20 protein-coding genes are annotated in these 24,830 nt (G+C 67.6%); 12 read left to right on the forward strand and 8 right to left on the reverse strand.

All coding sequences use genetic code 11. The annotated features are described in order from the left end of the window. Positions 1 to 44: 44 nt before the first annotated feature. Together GC150_09725 and GC150_09730 are read right to left on the reverse strand one after the other, a co-directional pair. A complete protein-coding gene (locus GC150_09725) occupies positions 45 to 911 on the reverse strand; it encodes a TVP38/TMEM64 family protein (GenBank protein MBI1385177.1) in 867 nt (288 codons plus the stop codon). Then, positions 898 to 1,782 carry a DUF547 domain-containing protein gene (locus tag GC150_09730; protein MBI1385178.1) on the reverse strand — a complete coding sequence of 295 codons (885 nt, stop codon included), beginning with the start codon at positions 1,780 to 1,782 and terminating at the stop codon, positions 898 to 900. The genes GC150_09725 and GC150_09730 overlap by 14 nt, the downstream gene beginning before the upstream one ends. A 350-nt stretch (positions 1,783 to 2,132) precedes the next feature. Here GC150_09730 and GC150_09735 point away from each other — a divergent pair, with 350 nt between their 5' ends. The 4 genes from GC150_09735 (at position 2,133) to GC150_09750 (ending at position 5,538) form a co-directional block, all read left to right on the forward strand. After that, positions 2,133 to 2,267, forward strand: a complete 135-nt coding sequence (locus GC150_09735) for a 50S ribosomal protein L34 (GenBank protein MBI1385179.1) — start codon at positions 2,133 to 2,135, stop codon at positions 2,265 to 2,267. A 111-nt stretch (positions 2,268 to 2,378) separates the two neighbouring features. Further along, positions 2,379 to 2,840: a ribonuclease P protein component gene (gene rnpA, locus GC150_09740; protein ID MBI1385180.1), complete on the forward strand. Its 462-nt coding sequence runs from the start codon at positions 2,379 to 2,381 to the stop codon at positions 2,838 to 2,840. Positions 2,841 to 2,963: 123 nt separating this feature from the next. Further along, positions 2,964 to 4,817, forward strand: a complete 1,854-nt coding sequence (yidC, locus tag GC150_09745; GenBank protein MBI1385181.1) for a membrane protein insertase YidC — start codon at positions 2,964 to 2,966, stop codon at positions 4,815 to 4,817. Positions 4,818 to 4,896: 79 nt separating this feature from the next. Next, positions 4,897 to 5,538 (forward strand): YihA family ribosome biogenesis GTP-binding protein, encoded by a 642-nt coding sequence (locus GC150_09750; GenBank protein ID MBI1385182.1) that lies wholly within the window; start codon positions 4,897 to 4,899, stop codon positions 5,536 to 5,538. 34 nt (positions 5,539 to 5,572) lie between these two features. Here the strand turns inward: GC150_09750 and GC150_09755 are convergent, their stop codons facing one another. Beyond that, positions 5,573 to 7,600: a hypothetical protein gene (locus GC150_09755; protein MBI1385183.1), complete on the reverse strand. Its 2,028-nt coding sequence runs from the start codon at positions 7,598 to 7,600 to the stop codon at positions 5,573 to 5,575. Positions 7,601 to 7,925: 325 nt separating this feature from the next. Here GC150_09755 and argB point away from each other — a divergent pair, with 325 nt between their 5' ends. Then, positions 7,926 to 8,777 (forward strand): acetylglutamate kinase, encoded by an 852-nt coding sequence (gene argB, locus GC150_09760; protein ID MBI1385184.1) that lies wholly within the window; start codon positions 7,926 to 7,928, stop codon positions 8,775 to 8,777. A gap of 15 nt (positions 8,778 to 8,792) precedes the next feature. Here argB and GC150_09765 read toward each other — a convergent pair whose 3' ends face one another. The 3 genes from GC150_09765 to GC150_09775 form a co-directional block, all read right to left on the reverse strand. Continuing rightward, positions 8,793 to 9,056, reverse strand: a complete 264-nt coding sequence (locus GC150_09765; protein ID MBI1385185.1) for a hypothetical protein — start codon at positions 9,054 to 9,056, stop codon at positions 8,793 to 8,795. A 276-nt stretch (positions 9,057 to 9,332) separates the two neighbouring features. Next, positions 9,333 to 9,905 (reverse strand): hypothetical protein, encoded by a 573-nt coding sequence (locus tag GC150_09770; protein MBI1385186.1) that lies wholly within the window; start codon positions 9,903 to 9,905, stop codon positions 9,333 to 9,335. Continuing rightward, on the reverse strand, positions 9,902 to 10,753 hold the full coding sequence (locus GC150_09775; protein ID MBI1385187.1) for a hypothetical protein: 852 nt from the start codon (positions 10,751 to 10,753) through the stop codon (positions 9,902 to 9,904). The genes GC150_09770 and GC150_09775 overlap by 4 nt, the downstream gene beginning before the upstream one ends. Positions 10,754 to 11,112: 359 nt before the next feature. Here GC150_09775 and GC150_09780 point away from each other — a divergent pair, with 359 nt between their 5' ends. The 4 genes from GC150_09780 (at position 11,113) to GC150_09795 (ending at position 14,395) form a co-directional block, all read left to right on the forward strand. Next, entirely contained in the window at positions 11,113 to 11,466 is a 354-nt protein-coding gene (locus tag GC150_09780; protein MBI1385188.1) for a RidA family protein, read from the forward strand. Positions 11,467 to 11,540: 74 nt separating this feature from the next. After that, positions 11,541 to 12,791 (forward strand): FAD-dependent oxidoreductase, encoded by a 1,251-nt coding sequence (locus GC150_09785; protein ID MBI1385189.1) that lies wholly within the window; start codon positions 11,541 to 11,543, stop codon positions 12,789 to 12,791. Beyond that, positions 12,778 to 13,584 carry an Asp/Glu racemase gene (locus GC150_09790; protein ID MBI1385190.1) on the forward strand — a complete coding sequence of 269 codons (807 nt, stop codon included), beginning with the start codon at positions 12,778 to 12,780 and terminating at the stop codon, positions 13,582 to 13,584. Before GC150_09785 ends, GC150_09790 begins: the two co-directional genes overlap by 14 nt. A gap of 73 nt (positions 13,585 to 13,657) precedes the next feature. Next, positions 13,658 to 14,395 (forward strand): pyrimidine 5'-nucleotidase, encoded by a 738-nt coding sequence (locus GC150_09795; GenBank protein MBI1385191.1) that lies wholly within the window; start codon positions 13,658 to 13,660, stop codon positions 14,393 to 14,395. Between the two features lie 22 nt (positions 14,396 to 14,417). Here GC150_09795 and GC150_09800 read toward each other — a convergent pair whose 3' ends face one another. Further along, the gene (locus GC150_09800; protein ID MBI1385192.1) at positions 14,418 to 16,352 is read right to left on the reverse strand and encodes a primary-amine oxidase; all 1,935 of its coding nucleotides are present in this window, start codon (positions 16,350 to 16,352) and stop codon (positions 14,418 to 14,420) included. A 220-nt stretch (positions 16,353 to 16,572) separates the two neighbouring features. Then, positions 16,573 to 17,448, reverse strand: a complete 876-nt coding sequence (locus GC150_09805) for a peptidylprolyl isomerase (protein ID MBI1385193.1) — start codon at positions 17,446 to 17,448, stop codon at positions 16,573 to 16,575. A 572-nt stretch (positions 17,449 to 18,020) separates the two neighbouring features. Between GC150_09805 and secA the strand changes: the two genes are divergently transcribed. From secA to GC150_09820, 3 genes are all read left to right on the forward strand, one after another. Continuing rightward, on the forward strand, positions 18,021 to 20,981 hold the full coding sequence (secA, locus tag GC150_09810) for a preprotein translocase subunit SecA (protein ID MBI1385194.1): 2,961 nt from the start codon (positions 18,021 to 18,023) through the stop codon (positions 20,979 to 20,981). A 535-nt stretch (positions 20,982 to 21,516) separates the two neighbouring features. Next, positions 21,517 to 22,617, forward strand: a complete 1,101-nt coding sequence (locus GC150_09815; protein MBI1385195.1) for a TAXI family TRAP transporter solute-binding subunit — start codon at positions 21,517 to 21,519, stop codon at positions 22,615 to 22,617. A gap of 630 nt (positions 22,618 to 23,247) precedes the next feature. After that, on the forward strand, positions 23,248 to 24,830 hold a 1,583-nt coding region (locus GC150_09820), incomplete at its 3' end, for a hypothetical protein (GenBank protein ID MBI1385196.1).

The following is a 24,830-nucleotide window of genomic DNA, read 5'->3' on the forward strand; positions in this document are numbered from 1 at the left end:
GAATTCTTACAGCAGATGTTGTTCGTCACGATAGCCGGACGCGCTCAGCCGCCCGCGTTGCGCCCGGAGAAGCGCTTGATGACGACCGGAATGAGGGCGACGACGGCGAGTGCCGCGAAGGCCGCAACGAGTTCCGCGGTGACGAGATCCCCGAGCGAGAGTTCGTAGTGGCAGGTTTGCGTACCGCCCGCCGCGAGGCACGCCCGATACCCGGCGTTGGCCTTCTCGAAGATGCTTCCGGCTCCCTCACCCAGCAACGAATAGGCGGCCGTTCCCGGAATGATGCCGAGAAAAGTGCCGATCACGTAGGTTCTGAGCGGCACGCCGATGAGGCCCGGCACCACATTGACCACGAAAAACGGGAACGCCGGCACCAGGCGCAGGAACAGCATGTAGCTCAGCGCGTTCTCCTGAAAGCCGGCGCGCAATCGCTCCACCCAGGCACCTGCCCGCGCCGCCAGCGCTTCCCCGAGTGAGGATTTCACGATGAGGAACAGCGCCGTCGCCCCGATCGTCGCCCCGACGACCGTCGCTGGCACCGCCGCGAGGGCGCCGAACACGAGCCCGCCCCCGATCGTCATCACCGAGCCGACCGGCGGAATGACGACCACCGCGACAGCATAGGCAACGACGAATATCAGCAGCGCCAACAGCAGGTTCTCGCTGGCGAACGCCTGGATGGCCCCGAGGTTGAGTCCGATCTCCCGGATGAGCGCTGTGTGCCAGCCCATCGAGAAGACCAGGGTCAGCGCCGCCGCCAGAATGGCGAGCGGCACGAAGCGTTTCAGGCTCGAGCCCGGCCGGGCATCCTGCGGCGAGTCGGTCATATTCTCATCTCCCCGCCAGGATGGCCGAGCCGGGCCATCGCTCGTCACCGTGGTCGGCGATTGCGCCCGCTCAGCCCGCGACATCGTTCAGGCTCCAGTCGTAGTGATAATCGTCGATGGTCTTGGCGCGCGCCAGGGCCTCGCCGGTCGCACCCTCAGCGTACTTGCGCAGATGCGACAGCACACCCGCCTCGTCGCCCCCGAAATCCTCCGCGAACCAGTCGTAGATCGAGGACGCCGTCAGCTCGCCTCCGGTGAAGGAGACGCCTCGCGCGCTGTTGACATAAGCCGTCGCGCCGGCCTCGAGCTGGGCTTCGAGCGTTGGGCCCTCGAAAGCGCTGGTACCGAGATTGGGACAGCCGACGGAAGCGCAATTGACGGCGTAGTGCACACGCGGATCGCCGAAGCCGGGCCGCATGATGTCGTGCTCGATGTTGTTGAGCGTGAGGTCCTGACCGGCGATCGTGACCACCTTGGCGTCCCAGGGACCGCCCGTGAAGGTCGACAGGAGACTGCCGCCGAGCGAGATCTTCTTGATGCTCTCGACCGGATAGGCGTCAAGCACGACATCGATCGTCTTGGCATTGTAGAGGTTTGCCCAGTAGGCGTACTGCTGCGAACGCGAAAGCTGCCTCGGGTCGACCGCTGCAAGTTCGCTGAGATAGGCCGCGAGTTCGGCCCGGCCCTGCGCCTTCCAGCCGCGATAGTCGACACGGTTGAGCCCGTCGGCGCCCGGCTTGACATACGTGGCGAGCAACTGGCTCCAGCGTTCATGCGTCATCGACGTGCCGGCCGCGTCGGTACGTGGCGCAAAGAAGTCGCCGGCGTCCAGCGCGAAGGCCCTGCCCGCCCCGAGCCCGATGCCCGCGAGCACCAACCCACCCGTCACGAACGACCTGCGCGTGGTCCCGGAGCGTCCCATCATCACCGGGCTCGTGTCCGCAAGCTCTGCCATCTCGTTCCTTGCTCCGTCCCTTGCCGTGCCCTGGTCCTGGCACGAGCATGCAGATAGCGGAGCCCATGCGCCACCAGAACGGCCTCTCTCGCGTTCGTGACCGACTGTCAGATGAATTGAAGAAGGGCCTTGTGCGGATCACTGCGCATGGGCACCTCGACGTCGGGCGTGCATGCAAGTTGCCATTCCTGGCTCGTTCACACGCCAGCGAGATTGACTTTGCCGGCACCTCCGCACTACACCCTGCACATTCCGAATTGCCGGTGCTGGTCGCTGCCGATCCATGAGGCGTGTCCAATGGACCTGGATCGCTGCACGCCACCCGTTCGTCATCCTCGAGGAGGAGTTGCATGAAACGTACTTTTCAGCCCTCGCGGCTCGTGCGCAAGCGCCGCCACGGCTTCCGTGCACGCATGGCCACGAAGGGCGGCCGCAAGGTTATCGCCCGTCGCCGGCGTATCGGCCGCAAGCGGCTTTCGGCCTAGGCGACGGTGCGCGGGTCGGCCGGCGTCGCCCACGCGCGAGTTTGCGGTCGCGGGCTGGGGTCGCATGGCACGCCTCGCTCTCACGCCAATTGGCACGGGGGCTATCGGCCAATGCTTCGACGCCGCTCACCAGCCCATTCCCTGCGCAAGCGGGCACGATTCCTCGCCCTGCGGGACGCTCCGAACTGGTCGGTTCCGGCCGCGCTGGTGGCCGGCGCGCGTCGCCCGGTGCCCGATGGGCAGCCTTCTGGACCGGCCCGCGTCGGCTTCACCGTCACCAAGAAGCTCGGCAACGCGGTGGTCCGCAATCGCATCCGCCGGCGCCTGCGCGAAGCCGTGCGGCTGCTCGGCGAAGATGCGCTGCGCGACGGCTTCGATTATGTGTTGATTGCCAGAACCGCCGCGTTAAAACAGCCCTTCGATGCCCTGACCGTCGACTTGGCGAGCGCGGTCGATCAGATCAACTCCGGCCGGGCCCGCAGGGCTGGTGAACGCCATCCGCGCCGCAAGGGCGGGGGGCGAGCACCAGCGCAGCGTGGCTCGCCGAGCGTAGCCCGGCCGACGCGCCCATGATGACCGACCCGGGCGCGTCGCGGCCTGCCCGGCGGGATCGCTCGCCCGAAGCCGGCGCGGCCGCGCCCGATCCGAGACGGTGCGGAATGCCTGACACTCCCCTCGAGCGCGCGGAACCCCACGATGCATAGCGACAACAACCGCAACATGTTCATGGCCATCGCGCTGTCGATGGGCGTGCTGCTCGCCTGGCAGATCCTCTACGTCGGCCCGAAGGTGCGCGAGGAGCAGCGCCGCCAGGAACAGGCCGAGTTGCTGCGCCAGCAGCAGCAGCGCGAAAGCGGCGTGGCACCGGGAGCCGTGACGCCTGGGATCGAGGCACCTGGAGCCGCGAGCGCACCCGGAAGCGAGACACTCGCTCCCCCACTCGCCCCAGGGCTAGCGGCGAGCCCTCGTGAGACGGCAATCGCGGCAACACCCCGCGTTGCCATCGACACGCCCGGCATTCGCGGCACGATCAACCTCAAGGGCGCCCGTATCGACGACATCGTCCTCAAGCGCTACAAGGAAACGACGGATCGCGAGAGCCCGAGCGTGACGTTCTTTTCGCCCGCCGGTACACCCCGCCCCTACTATGCCGAATACGGCTGGGCTCCGGCCGGCGGCGAGAAAGTGGCCGTCCCGGGCCGCGATACCGTTTGGACGGCGGCGGGCGGGACGCTGACGCAGAACTCGCCGATCACCCTCACCTGGGACAATGGTGCCGGCCTCGTCTTTCGCCGCGTCATCTCGATCGACGAGAATTATCTCTTCAAGGTCCGCCAGGAGGTGACGAACACCACCGGCGCGCCGGTTGCCCTTGCGCCCTACGGGCTCATTTCGCGCCACGGCACCCCGGCCGTCGAGGGGCTCTGGATCCTCCACGAAGGCCCGATCGGCGTGATCGGCGAGGAAGGCTACACCTACCTCACCTATAGCGAGGTTCTGGACGAGCGGCTCAAGACCTATACCGGAAGCGGCGGCTGGCTGGGCATCACCGACAAGTACTGGGCCGCCACGCTGATCCCCGATCAGGGCGCGAAATACACCGCGCGCTTCACCGGCCGCGATGCCTCCACCACACAGTTCTACCAGGCCGATTACCTGCTCGATCCGATCACCGTCGCTCCCGGCCAGACCGCCACGTCCGAAAGCCGCCTGTTCGCCGGCGCCAAGCGCGTCCATCTCATCGAAGGGTACCAGGAAAGCGAGAAGATCGAGAAGTTCGAGCTGCTGATCGATTGGGGCTGGTTCTATTTCATTACCAAGCCGCTCTTTTATGTCATCGACTATCTCTACAAGCTGCTCGGCAACTTCGGCGTGGCGATCCTGGCCGTCACCGTGCTGGTCAAGCTGCTTTTCTTCCCGCTGGCCAACAAGTCCTACGTCTCGATGAGCAAGATGAAGAACCTGCAACCGGAGATGGTCCGGATTCAGGAGCGCTTCAAGGACGACAAGGTTAAGCAGCAACAGGCGATCATGGAGCTGTACAGGAAGGAGAAGGTGAACCCCATGTCGGGTTGCCTCCCGGTTCTGGTCCAGATCCCCGTGTTTTTCGCACTCTACAAGGTTCTCTACATCTCCATCGAGATGCGCCATGCCCCCTTCTTCGGCTGGATCCAGGACCTCTCGGCCAAGGACCCGACCACGATCTTCAACCTTTTCGGGCTCCTGCCGTTCGGTGTCCCGGATATCCTGGTGATAGGCGTCTGGCCGGTCATCATGGGCATCACGATGTGGCTGCAGATGCAGCTCAACCCGGCGCCCGCCGACCCGATCCAGCAGAAGATCTTCGCCTGGATGCCGCTGCTCTTCACCTTCATGCTCGCGCCGTTCGCGGCTGGCCTCGTCATCTACTGGACCTGGAACAACATCCTGTCGGTCCTGCAGCAGTACGTCATCATGCGCCGGCAGGGCGTGAAGATCGAACTCTGGGACAATCTGAAGGGCAGTTTCTCCTGGCTGAAGCGTTCCGGCAAGCCGGCGGACGGTGCCTGAGGGCGCCCGGAGGGAGGACACCATGGCCGGCGACCCCGGTGCCGACGATACGGTCCCGCCGGGCCCGATGAACCTCGGCATGACCGTGTCGGCATTCGATGCCGAAACGCTGGCGGCCGCCGACCGCGCCTTTGCCCGCCCCTGCACGTTCGTCAAGGGCGTGGTCGATGCCGCCGGCCTGCCCGCCCCGGATCGACCCGAGGTCGCCTTCGCCGGCCGCTCGAACGTCGGCAAATCAAGCCTGCTCAACGCCGTGGTCGGCCGGCGAAACCTCGCCCGCTCGTCCTCCACGCCCGGTCGCACGCAGGAGATCAACTACTTCGACCTCGCCGGCCAGCTCTATCTCGTCGACTTGCCCGGCTACGGCTTCGCTGAAGCACCCAAGAGCAAGGTCGATGCCTGGAACCGCCTGATCCGTGACTATCTGCGCGGGCGCGTGGGCTTGCGCCGGGTTTTCCTACTGATCGATGCCCGCCACGGCATGAAGCCGATCGACCGGGAAATCGCAAAGCTCCTCGACGGTGCCGCCGTTCCGTTCCAGGCGGTGCTGACGAAAGCCGACAAGTTGCGTGGCGACGCGCTCGACAAGGTCGTGAAATCGGTTGCCCAGGCCCTCTTGCCCCACCCGGCGGCGTTTCCCCGCTTTGCCGTGACGTCGGCGGAAAAAGGGTTGGGTATCAGCGAAGTGCGAGCCGAGATCATCGAGGCGGCAGGCCTCTGACCCGGCGAACTTCAGCGCCGCGAACCGAGCGCTCCTAGCCGCAACACCCGAAAAGCGCAACGAGCCGCTCTCCGAAAGCCCCGAGGACACCGCCGAGCACCGCAACGACCAGCCAGCCCCCGATGCGCCGCGCCTCGGCGACGTAGTTGACGCGAACCTGGACCTCGATCTCCTGATCCGGCACGCGCCGTTCCGCGGCCAGCCCGTCCGGACCGACTGCGAGGCCGGTGATCACCAGCACCAGCGGCCGCCAGCCGCGGGCGGTCGGCGTCACCGTCCAGCGCCAACTGGCATGCTCGTCGACCAGCCGCGATGCCGGGCCCCCGTCCACCCACTGCATCTCGGGCGAAGTCGATTCGATATCGAACCCGCCATCCGGCGCCTTGAGCCGAACCGCCATGACACGCGTGACGAACACCTCGTGTTGTTGGATCTCGCCCGCCCCCCTTAGGCCGTCCATCAGTCCCGGCAGATCCTCGCGCGAGAGGCGCGCCTCCACCTTCGCGGGAACCCCGACCCGCATGCGTCGCGGCACGTTCTCGACCAGCAGCCCCGACTGGAATTCGTCCGGGGCTCGCTGTGGGCCGCTTGCTGCCGGGGCGGGCGCCGGGGCGCTTACGGGCTGGCGAACGGGAGCGCTGCGGGGCACGGTAGCGACCGCCTCGGGCTGGATGCCACGTGCGGGCGGGTCGACTGGCGCGTGGACCGGGTCGTGCGGTCGGCGCGTAAACCCGCCGGGGCGCTCGATCGGCGGCCCGGCGGTGCGTTCGCCCTTCTGCTCGACCGGATAGGCTGGTGGCGCACCGCGCCGCGCCATGTCCTGTGGCGGTCGTTGCTCGAAGCCTTCGTGAGCGTGAGCCCCCGGTTGCGGCTGCCCGGGAGCCGCCTGGAATTGGCGGTGCGGCGGGCGCGGTGCGCCGCCGCCAGCAGCCTGGGCACCTCGTTCGGGCGGGCGAACCGTCGAAACACGCTGGCCATGCGGCGCTGGCTGCGGCCGGCGGACCGGAGAAAGCGATGCCGGTGGCCCATCGGGCAGGGACTCGTTCGGAACCGGGGGAGCAGCGGCAGCCACGGGCCGGGCGCCGCCCCCGACCGGACCGGCACGAACGCCGTCCTGATCCGACGCTCCGAACGGTTCACCGGCAGGCCCTGCGTGCTGACGCGATGGCGCAACGGCCGGCGCGCGCGCGGCACCGACCGATGGCGATCCGACCTGCTCGGCCCGTTCCGAATGCCCCGCGATGCCGTCGAGCCGCGCCAGTTCACGCTCACCCGCCACGCGCTTGCGGGCGGTGGGAGCGGGGCCGGACGCAGCCGCCGGTAACCGCGCGAGGTCCGCGTGATCGCCTGGGCGATGAGATCGAGGTTCGGCGCCGCCAGTGTCCCCCTCGGTGGCCGATGGACGGCGGTGAGCCCCGGTCCGCTCGGCCTCGGAAGCACCGCGCGGCCCGGTAGTCGGCTGCGGGTCCGGGCTCGCGCCGCCAGTCGCCGACGCGGCGGTTGTCACCGTCGGCGTGGCACCGGCCTTGGCGGACGCGCCGGGCCCGGTGGCCGCATTCACCCCGGCGGGCGGGATGTTCCCGGAGCGCCTGGCAACCGACCTGGCAATGAGGTCGAGTGACTTGAGGATAGCTTCGGCCGTCACCCCCTGGCCGCGCAGAAACTGCGCGCCGGCGCTCCGCCCGTCACCGATGATCGCCGCCAGCAGCATCGCCCCGTCGAGCACGCCGCGCTGCGACTGGCGAGCAGCGGCACTCGCGTAGTCGAACACTTTGCGCAGGTCGTTCGAAGCCGTGATCTGGCCCCCGCCGGTCGGTTCCGCGACCGCGCCGCTGCGCGCAAGGAGATCGGCGAGATCGTGCCGCAGTCGGCCGAGCTCGACACCGCTGGTCGCTAGCACGACGAGGGCATCCGGGTCCTCGGTCAAGGCCAGCAGCAGGTGTTCGATGGTGATGGCGCCGTGCCCCTGCTCACTGGCATAGCGGGCGGCCCGCTGCAGGCTGGCCTGCAGGTTGGGTGAAGGCTGGATCGCCCCGGGACCGACTGCCGCCGCCTCCGCCATCACCCCGCGCCACCCCGAACAAACTCACCACACCGTGGCGCGCTGGCCGCGCCCTTCTCGACGTTACCGGTCCGCTACCGGCTCCATTCCTGGCTTGCAAAGCAAATGGGCGTCTCTTGGGCAAGCCCCGAGACACGCCCGCGCTAGAGACCCTTGACAGTGGGGCCTGCGGAGCGGTTTGACCAGCGGCAACTGTGCCGCGGCGACCCCTCGCCGCAGGCCCGCTAGTCGAGTTCGAGCCGTGACCAAGTCCAGCAGTGCGCCTACGCCCGACGACCACTCGGCCCAGGATCAGGCCAGGATCCTGTCCGAGGCGCTTCCCTATATGCAGCGTTACGACAAGCAGACCGTCGTCGTGAAATACGGCGGTCATGCCATGGGCGACCCCGAACTCGCACGCACCTTCGCCCGCGACATCGTGCTGCTGAAGCAATCGGGCGTGAATGTCGTCGTGGTCCACGGTGGCGGTCCACAGATCGGCGCCATGCTCGACCGGCTGGCCATCAAGTCGGAGTTCCGCCACGGCCTACGGGTCACCGACGATGCCACCATCGACGTCGTCGAGATGGTCCTCGCCGGCTCGATCAACAAGCAGATCGTGGCCGCCCTCAATCGCGAGGGGGGCAATGCCGTCGGCATCTGCGGCAAGGACGCCAACCTGATGCGGGCCCGCCGGCTCGAAAAGACAATGGTCGATCCGACCTCGAATCTGATGAAGGCCGTCGATCTCGGCCACGTCGGCGAGCCCATGGCGGTCAACCCGCACATCGTCGACGTGATCATCGCGAGCGACCTCATCCCCGTGGTCGCCCCGCTCGGAGTCGCGGCTGACGGTCAGACGCTCAACATCAACGCCGACACCTTCGCCGCCTCGCTCGCGACGGCCATGCGCGCCAAACGCCTGCTGCTGCTGACCGATGTCGCGGGTGTGCTGGATCGTGACGGCAACCTCATCAAGGAGCTGACCGTCGAGGCGGCGCGCGCGCTCATCGCCGACGGCACCATCACGGGCGGCATGATCCCGAAGGTCGAAAGCTGCATCGAGGTTGTGGAATCGGGCGTCGAGGCCGTCGTGATCCTCAACGGCAAGGTGGCGCACGCCACCCTGCTGGAACTTTTCACGGGGCACGGAGCGGGCACGCTGTTCGCGCGTTCCGCCGGTTTCACCGTCGGTTGAGAAAACCGGGGAAAGTTAGTGCGGTCGCTCGCTGGAGCCGCTCTGGTGCTTGCGCGCCTGGCGGCGACGATACACGAGCGCGAGCCCGCCGACACCGATGACCTGGCCGAGCAGCGTCAACGCGACGCCGGGCAGTGGCGCGCCGGCACCGCCGCCATTGTTCTTGTACCAACCGTAGCCGAACGAATTGCCGTTGCCGTTACCATTGCCGCCGGGCGCCGCCCAGACTGTCGCCGGCGCCGCGAACAACATGGCGGCCAACACCACCGCGCCGGCCAACCGAGCCGCCGTCCGTCCCACTTTTCCCTCATTCCGAGAGTGCATTGTCCAATCCAGACGTTGCGGAGGGATTGCCCCCCTGAGCCCTAGGACCTGCGCATTCCAAACCTGTCATGCAAGCAGATTGACCTCAGTTGCTTAAAGTCGAACTAAAATCCGGAAAATCACTGAACAGTAATTAGGTGTGTTGGCCGCTGCGCTTCCTTCGATCGCGATAGGGGCCTGTCACCTGTCACGGATGGCTTGGCGGGGACACAAATTCGTGCGTATGCTGCCTTATGCGGCAGGTGCACGCACCGGCCCCACCACAGCGGTCGAGCCGATCAGCTCGCCCGGTTCCGGCATGGCGCATCCGCCCGTATCCATCGGCCAATGGGTCAGCAATCCGCCATCCTCGCCTTGCCAGGCGAGCGCCAGGACGTCATCTGTGTGCTCGTGGCCCGCCAGTCCGAGCCGCCGCGCCAGGCCGAGCCCTGGACTCACCGCGCCAGCCCACCAGGGCAGCTCCTCCCAGAGGCCGCCGGCAAAGACGAAGCGGGTCGCGGGCCCGAGTTCCCGGCGCGCGAACCCTGCCAGTTCGTGCGTGCGCCCCAAGAGGGCGACGCCGAGCGTGCGCTCACAGCCGGATTTCGCGAAGGCCACGAAGCTGTATGCCTGATCGGGCCCCCGCATGCGCCGGTGGACGAGCCGCCAGCCATGCCCATCGAGCGCTTGAACGACGCTGGCCGACACGACCCGGTCGTCACCCCCGTGCCGCCCCGTATACCGCTCCGTCTTCAGTGCGATGCCGAGGCCGGCTAGGAGAATGACGAGGGCGAGCCCCGAGATACGCGGATGCAAAGCCCTCATGCGCGCGAACTCCACCACCCGGCCGCGATCGCCGAGAAAACCATGAGCCCGTCGAAGAGGTTGGCCCCGATCGGCCCGTGCGCGAATGCGTATTGCTCGGCAGAAAGCGCCATGACGGCAAGGCGCGCCGTGTTGGCCAGGATCAGCAGCAGTGTGACGCCGGCGATCGCGGTGAGGAGCCGGGAGGCGTGCGGTCGACCGCCCATGAGTGCCACCGCGCAGACGGCGACCAACGCCTGCGGCGCATAGGCGAGCGAACTGCAGGCCGAGAGCACGATCAGCCGGTGGTCCCCTGCGACCGTGACGACGTGCCCAGTGACCACCGGCGCGGTGCCGCACACCTCTAGCAGCCAGCCGACGAGGCCGGCATCGAACGCCGTCAGGGGCCCAGCCAACAACTTGACACCGAGTGAACTCCAGAGCGCCGCGACGGCGAGCGCCGAGAGCAGGAGATAGGCGTGCCGCGCCTCGCCGCGCGCCCGAAAGCTCGCGAGCCCGCCATAGGCCAGCACGACCCCCCAGGACGCGGCGCTGCTCGGAACCAGCAGTGCGAGCCCGACCATGACCTCGGCCCAGCCGAAGCGCTCGGGCGGCGCCCCGGCGCCCCGCGCCTCGATGATCATCAGGCTCGCGACGGCGACAGCCACGAGTTCGAAGGGACCGATACCGGTGAGCAGCCCCCCACGCCCCGGCAGCGACCATTCCTCGAGCACGCGCACGACGAGACCGTTGGCGATGGCCGCCAGCAGCACCACGAGGGCGATCGGCACAGCGGCGCCCGCGCGCTCGACCCCGCGCCACAGCGCGCCCGTCCCATTTCGCCCGACCTCGTCACCCGCGAGCTTCATTCTATCATCCTGCCGCTCCGGCCCCTTGCGACGGTCCGGTGCGACAGGATTGCCGGTTGCGGTTTACGCAACGTTAGCGCGCGGTCTCAGCAAGCGGCCCGCCGGTGGCGCTCAGAGACTGCCACCGAGCCCCGATTGCGGATCCGAGACGTCGCTCCAGACATCCAGCAAGCGCCTTGTCGCCCATCGTGCCGCAGACCAACACGCTGCTGGCCCAAGGCACGCCATGCCTCTCGTCACTAGGCCCCAAGAAGGGCCGCCAACCCTTCCCACGCGGCGCGCGCTCGACTAACGTGGCGACCTTCCATAGGGCCGCCATTCGGTGCGCGTCGCATGTTGAGAGGGAAGGGGAAAAAACCATGACAATCCAACGTATTCAGCCGGGCCCGCGCATGACCCAGGCGGTCGTTCACGGCAACACGGTGTATCTCGCCGGTCAGGTTGCGCAGGGTGCGCCCGGCAAATCGGTCGGCGAGCAGACCAAGGACATTCTCGCCCGCGTCGACAAGCTGCTCGCCGAAGCCGGCAGCGACAAGACGAAGATGCTCTCGGCGACGATCTGGCTGACCGACATCTCGACCTTCGCCGAGATGAACGCGGTCTGGGATGCCTGGGTGGTTCCCGGCCAGACGCCGGGCCGCGCCTGTGTTCAGTCGACGCTCGCGGCGCCCCAGTACACGGTCGAAATCTCCATCATCGCGGCCCGCGACTGATTTGGCTGGCGCCCGTGTCCGCTCGAACCCGGACACGGGCGCCATCTGCGGCTCGGGGAGGCAGGGACGTGCCGATGCGGATCGTTGTCCTGGGCGCGGGCATTGCAGGCGTGACGACGGCGTTTCAGCTGCTCAAGGACGGCCACGAAGTGGTCATCGTCGACAGCGCGGACGCCCCGGCCAGCTTCACGAGCTTTGCCAACGCGGGTCTGATGGCTCCTGGCCATGCCTACGCCTGGTCGTCACCCAAGGCGCCGGGCATGATGCTGCGCTCGCTCTGGCGGGGGGATCAGGCGATCCGTTTCCGCCCGAGCCTTTCGCCGAGGCAGTGGTCCTGGGTCCTCGCCTTCCTCGGCCAGTGCACCGCCGAGCGCGCAACGATCAACACGCGCGCCAAGTCGGCCCTCTGCGTCTACTCCCAACAGGTCTTCCACGACGTCGTTCGCGAAACCGGTGTCGCCTACGACGGCCGCCGGGGTGGTCTCGTCTATTTCTACCGCACACCGGCGAGCTTTACCGCCGCCGCCGCCAAATGCGGCATCCTGCGCCAAGCCGGCATCGCCATCACCGTGCTCGAGCGTGACGCCGTCGCCGAGCGCGAACCGGCGCTCGCGGGCGCCCTTTCCGAGATCGCGGGCGCGCTCGTGGCCGAGGACGACGAGAGCGGCGACGCCAACCTCTTCACGCGCAATCTCGCCGAAGCCTGCGCGCGCGCCGGGGCGGTCTTGCGCTACCGCACGCACGTGAACGGCTTTCGCCTCTCGGGCGACGTAGTCCGCGCTGCCACCACCCGCGACGGCGAGATCACGGGCGATGCCTTCGTGCTCGCGACCGGTGTGATGAGCCCGGCCCTCGTCGCCCCGCTCGGCATCCGCTTGCCGATCTATCCGGTGAAAGGCTATTCGGCGACCCTGCGGATCACCGACCCCGACCGCGCGCCGCGTTTCGGCGGTGTCGACGAAGACAACCTTCTCGCCTACTGTCCGATGGGCGAGCGCCTGCGGCTGACCGCGACGGCCGAGATCGCCGGCTACGACACCAGCCACCGGCCCAAGGACTTCGTGCAGATGCTGACCAAGGCCCGCCGGCTCTTCGGGCACGCCGCCGACTTCGACCACCCGACCTACTGGGCCGGGCTGCGTCCAATGACGCCGACCGGAATGCCGATCGTCGATCGCTCGCCGATCGACAACCTCTGGCTCAACTGCGGCCACGGCCACATGGGCTGGACCATGGCACACGGCTGCGCCCGCATCCTGGCCGACCTCATCGGACAGCGCCGGCCGGCGATCGATACGGAGGCTATGCGTCATGACGCTGGATGAAACCCGCACCGGTCCCGTCGCCGAGACCGCGCGCCGAACCCACCTGATCGAGCACCTGCCCTTCACCACGCAGAAGGCCATCGGCGCGCGCGCCCGCATCGGCCTCATCGTGCTGGCGACCGACTACACCATCGAGCACGAGTTCCGCCGCGCCGTCCGCATGCCCGGCGTCGATGTCTATCACGCCCGCATCCGCAACTCGCCCAGCATCACCCCCGAGACGCTGCGGGCGATGGGCGACGACATTCCACGCATCGCGGAACTCCTGCTGCCCGGCGACGAATTCGATGTCGTCGCCTACGGCTGCACCTCGGCCTCGATGGTGCTCGGTGAGGAGCGCGTGTTCGCCGCGATCGCGGGCGTCAAGCCGTCGGCCCGCGCCACGACGCCGATCACCGCCGCCTTCGCTGCCTTCGATGCGTTCGCCGCGCGGCGCATCGCCGTGCTCACCCCGTACCGCGCCGACGTCAACGCCATCGTGCAGAACTACATCGAGGGGCGCGGCTACGAGGTGCCCGTCTTCGGCTCGTTCAACGAGGAGCACGATCCGACGGTCGCGGCCATCGATGCCGACAGCCTCGAGAAGGCGATCGCCACCGTCGTCGCCGCGCGGCCCGTCGACATGGTCTTCGTCTCGTGCACCAGCATTCGCCTCATGGAAGCGTGCGCGGCCATCGAGAGAGCGGTCGGTGTGCCGGTCACCTCGTCCAACCACGCCCTCGCTTGGCATTGCCTGAGGCTCGCCGGCCTAACCGATCCGATGCCCGACCTCGGCCGGCTCTACGAGCGCTGAGCATTGCCGCCTGTGCTTGCGCGGGCGGGCCACCGTCACCACTTCGAACGAACCGATGTCCAGGAGCCGCCAGATGACCGCATGCGCCCGTGACGACAGCCCCGGCGCCTGCCGCTGCTTTGCCGGGATCGACGTCTGGATCTTCGATCTCGACAACACCCTCTATCCGGCCGAGTGCAACCTCTTTCCGCAGGTTGCCGACCGGATGAACCTTTTCATCGAGCGCCGCTTCGGCTTTTCGCCCGACGAGGCGCGTAGGATGCGCCGGGATTATTATCTCGAATTCGGCACGACCCTCGCCGGACTGATGCAGCGCCACGCCGTCGAGCCGGACGAATTCCTCCACTTCGTGCACGACATCGACCATTCCGTGCTCGCCCCGGCGCCCGAGCTGGCCGCGGCCATTGCCCGCCTGCCGGGCCGGCGCTACATCTTCACGAACGGCTCGCGCGGGCATGCCGAGGCTGTCGCCGGCAAGGTCGGTGTCCTCGACCTCTTCGACGACGTCTTCGACATCAAGGCCGCCAACTACGTGCCGAAGCCCCACCGCTCTGCGTTCGATCTCTTCCTCTCACGGCACGGCCTCGAAGGTGCGCGAGCAGCGATGTTCGAGGATTTGCCGCACAACCTCGTCACTGCCCATGAACTCGGCATGACCACGGTCCTGATCTCCTCGAGCATGGAGGATCACCCCTCCCAGCGCGAGATCGGCGAATGGGATGCGCCGCCCGACCACATCCACCACGTGACGGACGACCTCGCGGGCTTCCTCTCCGCGATCGAGTTGCCACCCCTCGCCGTTCGTACCTAGGCGCGCCCCTCGTCCGCCACCATCACTTCGGACAGCAAGGCTCGGCGCGCGCCTGTGGCACGTCCATCGCCGGATTGGCATCGAAGAAGCCGGCGGCCATCCAATGGAAACCGGCATAGACCACCGGCTGGATGGGAAAATCCTCCGGTCGTGGCACGTGGTGATAGTTGAGCGTGTACCAGGCGACGATCTCGCGCCCGTCGATCGCCCGGTCAGCCTCGGTCCAGCGCGGCAGGCCGTCGCCGCCCGCATGCTGGTTCGGGAACCAGCCGGCTGGGTATTTCTCTTCCGGAGCGAACGGCGTCACCCAGAGATGGTTGTACATGAACCCGGCGCGGCGCCCGATCGGGCCTTCGGGCGCGTTGAAGGGCAGCGTGTTGGCGCCCGGCACCAGCTTGTAGCCGACCGGCGCGCCATGCGCGTTGCGGACCTTCGTGTTGATGACCTTCCAGTAGCGCGCGCTCGCCAGATCGATGGTGCGCCGCGCCTCGCTCTCGCGCCCGAGACGCCGGGCGACGATGCGCGCGGCATTGCCGTGCGGGTTGCCGGGCCCGATCGCGAGCGGTTCGCAATTGACCTCCTCGACGCTGTTGGCTGCGCCGTCGACGCACATGTCGAATCGAAAGCAGAAGTTGTGCTGGTGCACGTGACTCTCGACACCGGGCCCGACCACGGTCGCATAATCGCTCGCCGCCGCGTCACCCGCCACGATCCCGCTCGGGAATGGAATCCCGGTCGCCTTGATCTCCACGCCGATCGTGCCGTCCTGGTAGAAATACCAGTAGAGCCCGTAGACGTAATTCCCGATGGTACTGATGGAGGAGATCACCAGACGGCGCGAGCGGGCGACGAGACGCACCCCGGCGGCCGCATCCGTGAACTTCCAGAGGATGCCGTAATCCTCCTCATGCATGCAGACCGCGTTCTCGATCGCGACCGGAGCCCCGTTCCAGTCGTGAACGTGGACGTCGAAGTAGTGCATGTGTCCGAGACAGTCACAACCGAGCTTCAGCGATTCGGTGAGCTGGCCGATGCCGTATTCGCCGGTGTCGAAGGCATTGCGTCGGAAATTTCCCCCGCGTGGATCGCCGTAGGGCACGACCATCTCCGCCAGCGCGGCCCGCCGCATGATCGGCCTCAGCCGCCCCTTCTCGCGGTAGCCGATGTTGCGCAGGATCAGCCCGTCGCGCGGATCGAAACCGACGCGCAGCTCGAAGCCCTGCCAGGCGACATGATAGCCATCGACGGTAAAGCTCGGCCCCTCCGGCTGCACGATGTCGAGCGGCTTGAGATCGACGCGGGCTGTGGCTGGGACGAGCGGCCCCGGATCGGGCGGCAGCGGCTCGGCGCCGAAGTCGTCGACGCGCAACACCTTGCGGGCGCGCAGATCGATGACCGGATGGAGGCCCGCGATCGGGCGCGCATAAGCGTTGTCGTTCGCATCGTTGGCGAGCCAGCAATGACCGTAGGCAAGGCGCATGCCCTCCTCGCCCGCGATCCCGAAGTTGCCGGCCGCCCAGGGCTCGATCACCACGCGGTCGATCTCGGCTTCGGCGATCCCACGTTTGGCGAGTGCCGCCCGCACGCCTGCATCCGCCTTGGCGATCTCGCCGCCGAGCACGAACTCGTCGAAGGTGATGCGCGCCTGGGCACCGGGAACGTGTTCGAAACGGACGAGACGCCGGGCGGCAAGGTCCACCTGACCGGTGAGCGTTCGGTTGCTCGAGGGCTCGTAGCAGCAGACATAGGCGAACCGCGCGCCCCGGGCCGTCCCGGTATCGCCATCCGCGGCGGGAAACGCCCGCGCCTGTGGCGTCATGTCGTCGAGGGTGATGGTCTCGAACCAGGCCGACGCATCGAGCCCGCCCTCGCCGCGCACGACCTCCGCCGCGATGGCAATTTCCTCGGCGCTCAGCGGATCGAGCGCATGGGGCGTGGCGGCAGGGGTTTGTCGCATGGGACACTCTCGATCTCGGCGGGTTGCGGCGGCAAGCGGTAAGCACCGCCATCTTCGGCGCACGCCCTGCCGATTTCAACGTCGCGGTTGCCGCCACGGGAATCGAAAGGGGGGCCGCCAGCATGGCCGCCCCCCACTGGACGTTCACCCCGAGAACATAGCGCCGTGTTCGCGTTCGCCGACGAGGTCCAGACCTCGTCGCGACGCCCTCGCCGGTCGACTATTGCGCGCCGAAGGAGCCGCGCGCGGCCTCCTCGATGTCCTTGCGCAGTTCCTGATTGACGAACTCGAGGTTCGCCTTCTCGCGCAGCATCGTCAGCACTTCCTCGGCGCGCCGTTGCAGCAGCGAGCCCATGATGCGGTCCTTGAGGTCATCGAACGCCGGCACCTGCTGCATGCGGCGATCCTCGAGCTTGATGACGTGCCAGCCGAATTGGGTCTCGACCGGCTCCGAAACGTCGCCCGCCTTGAGCGCGAAAACCGCTTCCTCGAAAGCCGGCACCATGGTGCCACGCGTGAAATAGCCGAGGTCGCCGCCCTGCGTCTTGCTCGGCCCGATGGACAGCTCCCCCGCCAGCGCCGCGAAATCGTCGCCCCGATTGACCCGCTCGATGACGTCGTTGGCTTCCGCTTCGGACTTGACCAGGATGTGCCGGGCGCGGACCTCCTCCTTGCCCTCGGCCGCGCCGAACTGGGCATCATAGAGAGCGCGGGCCTGCTCGACGGTCACCTGTCCGGCGACGGCACTGTCGAAGTATGCATCACGCAGGGCCCGCTCGCGGTAATAAGCGAGGCGGTTGTCGAAGGCCGCGCCGCTCGCGAGGTTGTCGGCCTTGCCTGCTTCCGACATCAGCGCATTGTCGATGAGATACTCGACGATCACCCGCCGACGCTCACGCTCCGGCACACTCGAAAGCTGCGGCCCGATTTCGGTCTCGGCGAAGCGGACATCGGCCGCCGTGATGTCCCGGCCATTGACCTTGACGAGGACCTCCTGGTCCGCTGCCCGAACGTCCGCCTGGAAAACCAGCACGCCGGCAACGAACGATGCCAGCGCCCAACCGGCACGCCACGTGCCCGAAACTCTCATTGTCATGGGTGACACCTGCCTTTGCCGTAAGTGTTCGCCCGCCGCTCTGAGGTTCGCCCGCGGGACCTGGATGTGAAGACGTCTGTTCCTCGTGCGCCGACCGCGAAAACTTCGGCCGGCCCGCACGTCCGATCGGATCGTTCGCCGACGCCCATGGCGACCCTGGCAACCACTCGGCCAGGGCTCATGTTGGCCGGGCGATACCACCGGACGGTAGGTGACACTAGCGAAATGAATGCGGCAGAGCTGCGGCCCGGTCACGTTTCGGCGAGCGGGAACGGCCGTGCAACGGCCTCGATCCGCGGAGCGTCGCCCCCCTCGTCGCGTTGACAACACTGGGGCACCCTCCTATGTCTCCGCCGTGGTCGCAGGGTCTGCTGCCGGCGAGCGCGCGCACCTGTCGGGACCGCGGCAACGCGCGACGACGACAAGAGCCGCGACCATCCCACCGGTGCCAGCTGGCCCTGCCCGTCGTCCTGACCGCTGTCTCACAGGTCGAATGGCATCGTTCGCGGCTGGAGCCCCCAATGTGGTCGGGCGACGGGACCCTGCCACGTGCATGCGAGGACACGCCACCCATGCTCTCTTTCGGCTCCATCACACGCAAGCTCTTTGGCGACGCGAACGAGCGCCGGGTGAAAACGTTCGCCTCGCGTGTGCAGGCGGTCAACGCGCTCGAGCCCGAACTCACCCGCCTGACGGACGCCGAGCTGAAGGCGCGCACCGCCAGCTTCAAAGCCGAAATCGCCGCTGGCAAGAGCCTCGACGATCTCCTGGCGCCAGCCTTCGCCACGGTTCGCGAGGCCGCCAAACGCACCCTCGGCCAACGCCACTTCGACGTTCAGTTGATCGGCGGCATGGTGCTGCACGAAGGCCGCATCGCCGAGATGAAGACCGGTGAGGGCAAGACCCTCGTGGCCACTCTGCCGGTTTATCTCAATGCGCTCGCCGGCCGCGGCGTCCACGTCGTCACGGTGAACGACTATCTCGCCAAGCGCGACGCCGATTGGATGGGTCAGATCTACCGCTTTCTCGGCCTCGAGGTCGGCTGCATCGTGCACGGCCTCGACGACGAACAGCGCCGCATGGCCTACGCCGCCGATGTCACCTACGGCACCAACAACGAACTCGGCTTCGACTACCTTCGCGACAACATGAAGATGAGCGTCGCCGACATGGTCCAGTTCGGCGGCCGACCCGCCGAACTTTCCGGTCACACCTTCGCGATCGTCGACGAGGTCGACTCGATCCTGATCGACGAGGCGCGCACGCCGCTCATCATCTCGGGCGCCGTCGAGGACCGTTCCGAACTCTACAACGCCATCGATTCGCTGATCCCCTCGCTCACGGCCGACGCCTGCGAGGTCGACGAGAAGACCCGGCAGGTCTCCCTCACCGAGGCCGGCAACCAGCAAGCCGAGGAGTTGCTGCGTGCCGCCGGGTTGCTCAAGGGCGATTCCCTCTACGACATCGAGAACGTCAGCCTGGTCCACCACATCAATCAGGCACTGAAGGCCCACCGGATTTTCCAGCGCGACCGCGACTACATCGTGCGTGGCGACCAGGTCGTCATCATCGACGAATTCACCGGCCGCATGATGCAGGGGCGGCGCTATTCCGACGGCCTCCATCAGGCGCTCGAGGCCAAGGAGCACGTGGCGATCCAGCCGGAGAACCAGACGCTCGCCTCGATCACCTTCCAGAACTACTTCCGCCTCTACGACAAGCTCGCCGGCATGACCGGTACGGCCGCCACCGAAGCCGATGAATTCCTCAACATCTACGGGCTCGAGGTCGTCGCCATTCCGACCAACGTGACCGTCGCGCGCATCGATGACGACGACGAGGTCTATCGGACGGCCGAGGAGAAGTACCGCGCCATCGTCACCCTCATTGCCGATTGCCACCGGCGCGGCCAGCCGGTGCTCGTCGGCACGACGTCCATCGAGAAGTCCGAACGTCTCGCCGCCCTCCTGCACGATCGCACGTACATGCGCTCGCTCGCCGAAACCTTGCGGCGCTATGCCGACAATCCCAAGAACGGCGCCGACGATGCCTATCGCGGCTTCCTGCGCGAGACCGCCGACTACGTGGAGACCATGCTCGGTCGGTCCAAGACCGGACAAGTGTTCCCTCATCAGGTGCTCAACGCCCGCTACCACGAGCAGGAAGCCCGCATCATCGCCCAGGCCGGTGTGCCCGGCGCCGTCACCATCGCGACCAACATGGCCGGCCGCGGCACCGACATCCAGCTCGGCGGCAACGTCGAATTCCGCCTCGCCGACTGGCTCGACCTCGAACGCCAGGCAGGGCGCACGCCCGAGGCCGACGCCGTGCGCGAGCGGCGCGAGGCGATCCAGAAGGAGGTCGAGGACCTCAAGCGCAAGGCTCTCGAGGCCGGCGGGCTCTACGTCCTCGGCACCGAGCGCCACGAGAGCCGACGCATCGACAATCAGCTGCGTGGCCGCTCCGGCCGCCAAGGCGATCCCGGCCACTCGCGCTTCTTCCTCTCCCTCGAGGACGACCTGATGCGCATCTTCGGGTCCGACCGGATGGACGGCATGCTCCAGCGTCTCGGCCTCCAGGAAGGCGAGGCGATCGTCCACTCGTGGATCAACAAGGCGCTCGAGAAGGCGCAGTCGAAGGTCGAGGCGCGCAATTTCGACGCTCGCAAGCACATCCTAAAGTATGACGATGTGATGAACGACCAGCGCAAGGTGATCTTCGAGCAGCGCATCGAACTGATGAGCCTCGAGGACGTCTCCGAGGCGGTCGCCGACATGCGCCGCGAGGTCGTCGACGATCTCATCGCCAAGCACATTCCCAAGAACGCCTACGCCGAGCAGTGGGACGCCGCGGGACTGCAGACCGAGATCGAGCGCATCTTCGGCATTTCACTCCCGGTCACCGATTGGGCCGCGGAGGAGGGGATCGCCGACGAGGAGATGCACGAGCGCGTGACGCGCGAGACCGATACCAAGGCCGCCCGCAAGGTCGCCGATATCGGCCCCGAGCCGATGCGCCAGATCGAAAAGATGGTGATCCTGCACACCCTGGACAGCCTCTGGCGCGAGCATCTCGTGACGCTCGAGCATTTGCGCGAGGTGATCGGCCTCAGAGGCTACGGCCAGCGTGACCCGCTCAACGAATACAAGACCGAGGCATTCGCGCTCTTCGAGTCGATGCTGGCCAAGATGCGCGAGGCCGTCACCGGCCAGCTCATGCACGTCGAACTGCGAATGGACGGTGGCATGCCGATCGAGGAGGAGCCGCTCCCGGAGATGGAACTGCACCACGACGTCGAGAGCCTCGATTTCTCGCCGTACCCGGACGCCGACGAGATCTTCGGCCCGGACCCGAACGCCGAGGAGCGTGCCGCGCGCGCCGCCAACGGGCAGCAGGCGCCACTGCGCAACCGTCAGGCCGCCGCGCGCATCGACCCGGCCAATCCGGCAACCTGGGGCAAGGTGGCCCGCAACGCGTCCTGTCCTTGCGGCTCCGGCAAGAAATTCAAGCACTGCCACGGCCGTCTGGCCTGAACTCCAGGCCGGGTCGCCGTCCGGGCCGGAGGGTGCGGCAGGCCGCTGGCCGGGTCGCTTTCTCGCCATGCCGCCTCGCCCGCCGAGAAATGCTCCATGACGCCATTCGCCGTCGCCGGACAATAGCCCGGCAGAGGCCCTTGCAGCCGTTCCCGACATCGCAAATTCGCCACACTCAATTGCAGTTATGAGCCCCGGTGGATGGACCTCTGTCCACCATGGGGAAAACGACCAGCAACTGTACCGCGTGCGAGTGGTTGGGACCTCGCGAAGTGGTGCGAAATCCGCCCTTGCGGGCGAAGCGCGCATGGCTGCGCACTCTCGCACTAGGCTTTCCGCAACCGACACACTCGGCGATGCGCCCTGACCGGCGCGCGCCTTGCGTGACGCGCGTTTCCTGGTGGAGGCGGAAATGCAGGGTGTATATGTTGACCGCGAGGAAAATGCCGGCCACCTGCCGGGCACCGCGATCCACGCCCCATCGGCATCGGCCCGCACACGAACGTCGGGCATCAGCCGCGCGTTTTCGTTCCTGATGCTGTTTTTCGCTCCGGCATCGGTGGCTTCCGCCGCAAGCGCCGACCCCGCGGCCAGCCAGTCGACCTACGCCGCCCGCGTCGAGCAGGTGAACACCGGCACGGTCGGGGTGATCTCCGGCGGCATCGGCGGAACCTACGTCAGGATTGCGGCCGATCTCGCGGCCGTCCTCAATCCCGAGGGCGACATACGCGTGTTGCCCATCCTCGGACAGGGCTCCGTGCAGAACGTCACGGACCTCCTCTATCTCAAGGGGGTGGATGTGGCGATCGTGCAGTCGGACGTCCTCGCCCACATCGAGCGCGAGGCCATCCACGACAGCATCAAGGAGCGGATCCACTACGTCACGAAGCTCTACAACGAGGAACTCCATCTCCTTGCCGGCGCCGGCATAGAGCGCATCGAGGATCTCGCGGGGCAACCCGTGAATTTCGACGTCGCCGGCAGTGGCACCTACATGACCGCGACGACCGTCTTCAAGGCCCTCGGCATCGAGGTTCGACCGGTGTCGATGGACCAGGCGCTCGCCATCGAGAAAATCCGCGCGGGCGAGATCGCTGCCACCGTCTACGTCGCCGGCCGCCCGGCCTCCGTCATCGCCGACCTCGCCGACAAGAAGGAATTTCGCCTCCTCGACGTGCCCTACGTCGCCGCACTCCAGGACACTTATCTTCCCGTACGGCTATCAGCGGAAGACTATCCTGGCCTCGTACCTGCGGATTCGACGGTCTCGTCGATCGCTGTTGGTGCCGTGATGGCGGTCTACAACTGGTCGCCGAAGACCGATCGCCATCGCCGCGTCGTGGAGTTCATCGAATCTTTCCTCTCCCGCTTCGAGCGGTTCCTCGATGCTCCGCGCCATCCCAAGTGGCGCGAAGTGAGCCTCCACGCCACGCTTCCGGGCTGGACGAGATTTCAGCCTGTCCAGGATTGGCTCGACGCCAACAAGCCGGCCGATCCCGAAGCGCTCCAGGCGGCCTTCAACCAGTTCCTCGACGGCGAGCTTCAGCAGGGCAGCCACGCCACTTTGACCGCCGAGGCACGCCAGCAACTGTTCCAGCAATTCCTCGCCTGGCGGTCGGCCGCGCGCAGCCAGTAGCGAGACGGGCTTGGTTTGAATTGGAATGAAATCCACGACCGGCCGGAGAGGCCCGAGGGAGCGAGACGAGTGAGCTCCGGATCGCAGAGTAACCGAGGAACGAGTGCCATGACCGACGCTATTCGCCGCCAGACGCCAGCGTTCACCGATGCCGCCGCCAGCGGCAATTCGCCGGGCGCTCCGGGCGCCGGCGAGCATGGACCCCATAACCTCGGCCCTACTCTGCCCGGCATACGCCCGCGTGCCAGCGGCGCGGGCGCCCATATCGTCGCGCCGACCGGTACCACCCGTCCGCTGGCAGCGGCACAGCCCGGCGATCCGGCACCGGTTCCGAGCGCCCCGACCCGGCCGCGCGCGCCCACCATTGCGGGCGGTGCGACGCTTGCCCCGCGCACCGCCGCTCCGGCGTGCGATGGCGCGTTCGCTCCGGCGCACTCCCATTCCGCCGCCGAGTTGCCTGCGCCGATGTCGTCCGTGGCTCCCATCCGACCATCAGGCGGCCTGCGCAATGATGAAGCAGCGCACGGTATCGTCGGTTCCCGGACCATCGAACGCGCAGCAGGCGCCTCGGGACAGCCCGCGCCGAGCCCCGCGCCGCACCGTGGCGTGGAGGCCGGCGAGGCATCCGACGTGTTCGAGCCCCGCGAGGTCGCCGCTCCGGCGAGCGCCGACGAGGCCGTTCGCTCGCTTGCCGCGACCATCGAGGATCTCCTGGCCGAGAGCGAAATGCCGACGCCGCGCACGTTCGACGTGCTGCGCATCCCGGGAACGCCTGCGCGCCGTGCCGACGACGCAAAGCCGCTCGCAGCCGCCGAGGGCAAATCTCCGGCCCGCACCTTCCGCGGCCGCCAGCTGCCGCCTCCGCCACCCATTTTCAAGATTTCGAGCGCCCAGACCAGCGAGGTCGCACGCACCGGCGATCTCGTCGGCGATATCGCGAGCGAGATCGCGCGTCAGCTGCGCGGCGCCGAAGCCGCCTCCGACATCCCTGGATCGGGCAACCACACGAGCCTGGTTGCCCATGACAGGAGCCCGTCCGAAGAGCCCCGCGAGACCTTTGTCGCGGAACCGACCGCCGGCCGCGACGTGCACGAGCAGACCTCTCCGACGGACAGATCTGTTTCCCGGCACCCGGCGCCGGCGGCGGGCGAACCACACACGGGCGCCCGGTTCCTCTCGGAGCACGCCACCCCCCTTTCGCGCCAGAGCGAGCCGGAGCGCGCCGTCCCCCTGCCTGCCGATGTCCCGCCGGTTGCCCACGCTGCGCCCTGGAGCGCGACGGTCTCGTCCGTTGCCGCCCGCATCCCGCCCACCTCGAGCCGCGACCCAAGGGGCCTCGCGATTGCCGCGGCCGAGCGCTATGAGCCCGCAGCTGCGCAAACCGATTGGTACGGCGTGCCCATCGAAACCGCACGCGCCACGGCTCCCGCCCCGGCCGAAGCCGCCGCCGAGCCCACGCACCCGGCCGCCCCGCACCCGCATCGGATTTCGGCCCACCTGCCGGATCGCGCCACGGCGCAGCCGGCGAATGCCTTCGCAACCGATGATGATGCGCAATACGATTACGCGACACATGTCCAGGCGGACGACGCCTCGCACGACCCGATGGATTCCCCGCGCATCGTCACCTCGCGGATGGCTCAGCCGGTGCCGGCGAACCAGCACAGCCGGGTCGAGTTGACGTCCGTCGACGACCAGAGCGAGCAATTGCCCCGCTGGCTTAGCCTCTCGCGGGACAACCCCTCAAGCAGGCGCGCCGGGCGAACCGGCCTCATCGTCGGCGGAGCACTCGCCGCCGCCGCGCTACTCGGATACGCCGGTGCCGGAGGCATCGATCTCATTCGCGGCCTCTGGAGCCTGCCCGAAAGCGCGACGAACGAACCCGCCGGCGCCACGACCCTGGTCGCGGCGCAGCCCGCCCCGCGGAACGCCGACGCCTCCGCCAGACCCGCAAAGGCGGCCCTCATGGCGCTCCTCGGCGGTGAGGAGGACAAGTTCGAGGAGACCGAAACGAACGCCGCCGCCAGCGAGGGCGTCCCCACCTTCCCGGTTCGCACCGCCACGCTCGCGCCCGAACTGCCCGCAGCCGCCCTGCAATCGGACAACCGGACGGGCGCGACGGGTGCGGTCGAGCCAATCTACGCCGAAGCCAAGGTCACCGTTCCGACGGCCGATGAGGTCCGTGCCTTCCTGCAGGCGCTTCGTCGTGGGGC

It is taken from the genome of Hyphomicrobiales bacterium, from assembly GCA_016125495.1.
Taxonomy (GTDB): domain Bacteria; phylum Pseudomonadota; class Alphaproteobacteria; order Rhizobiales; family RI-29; genus RI-29.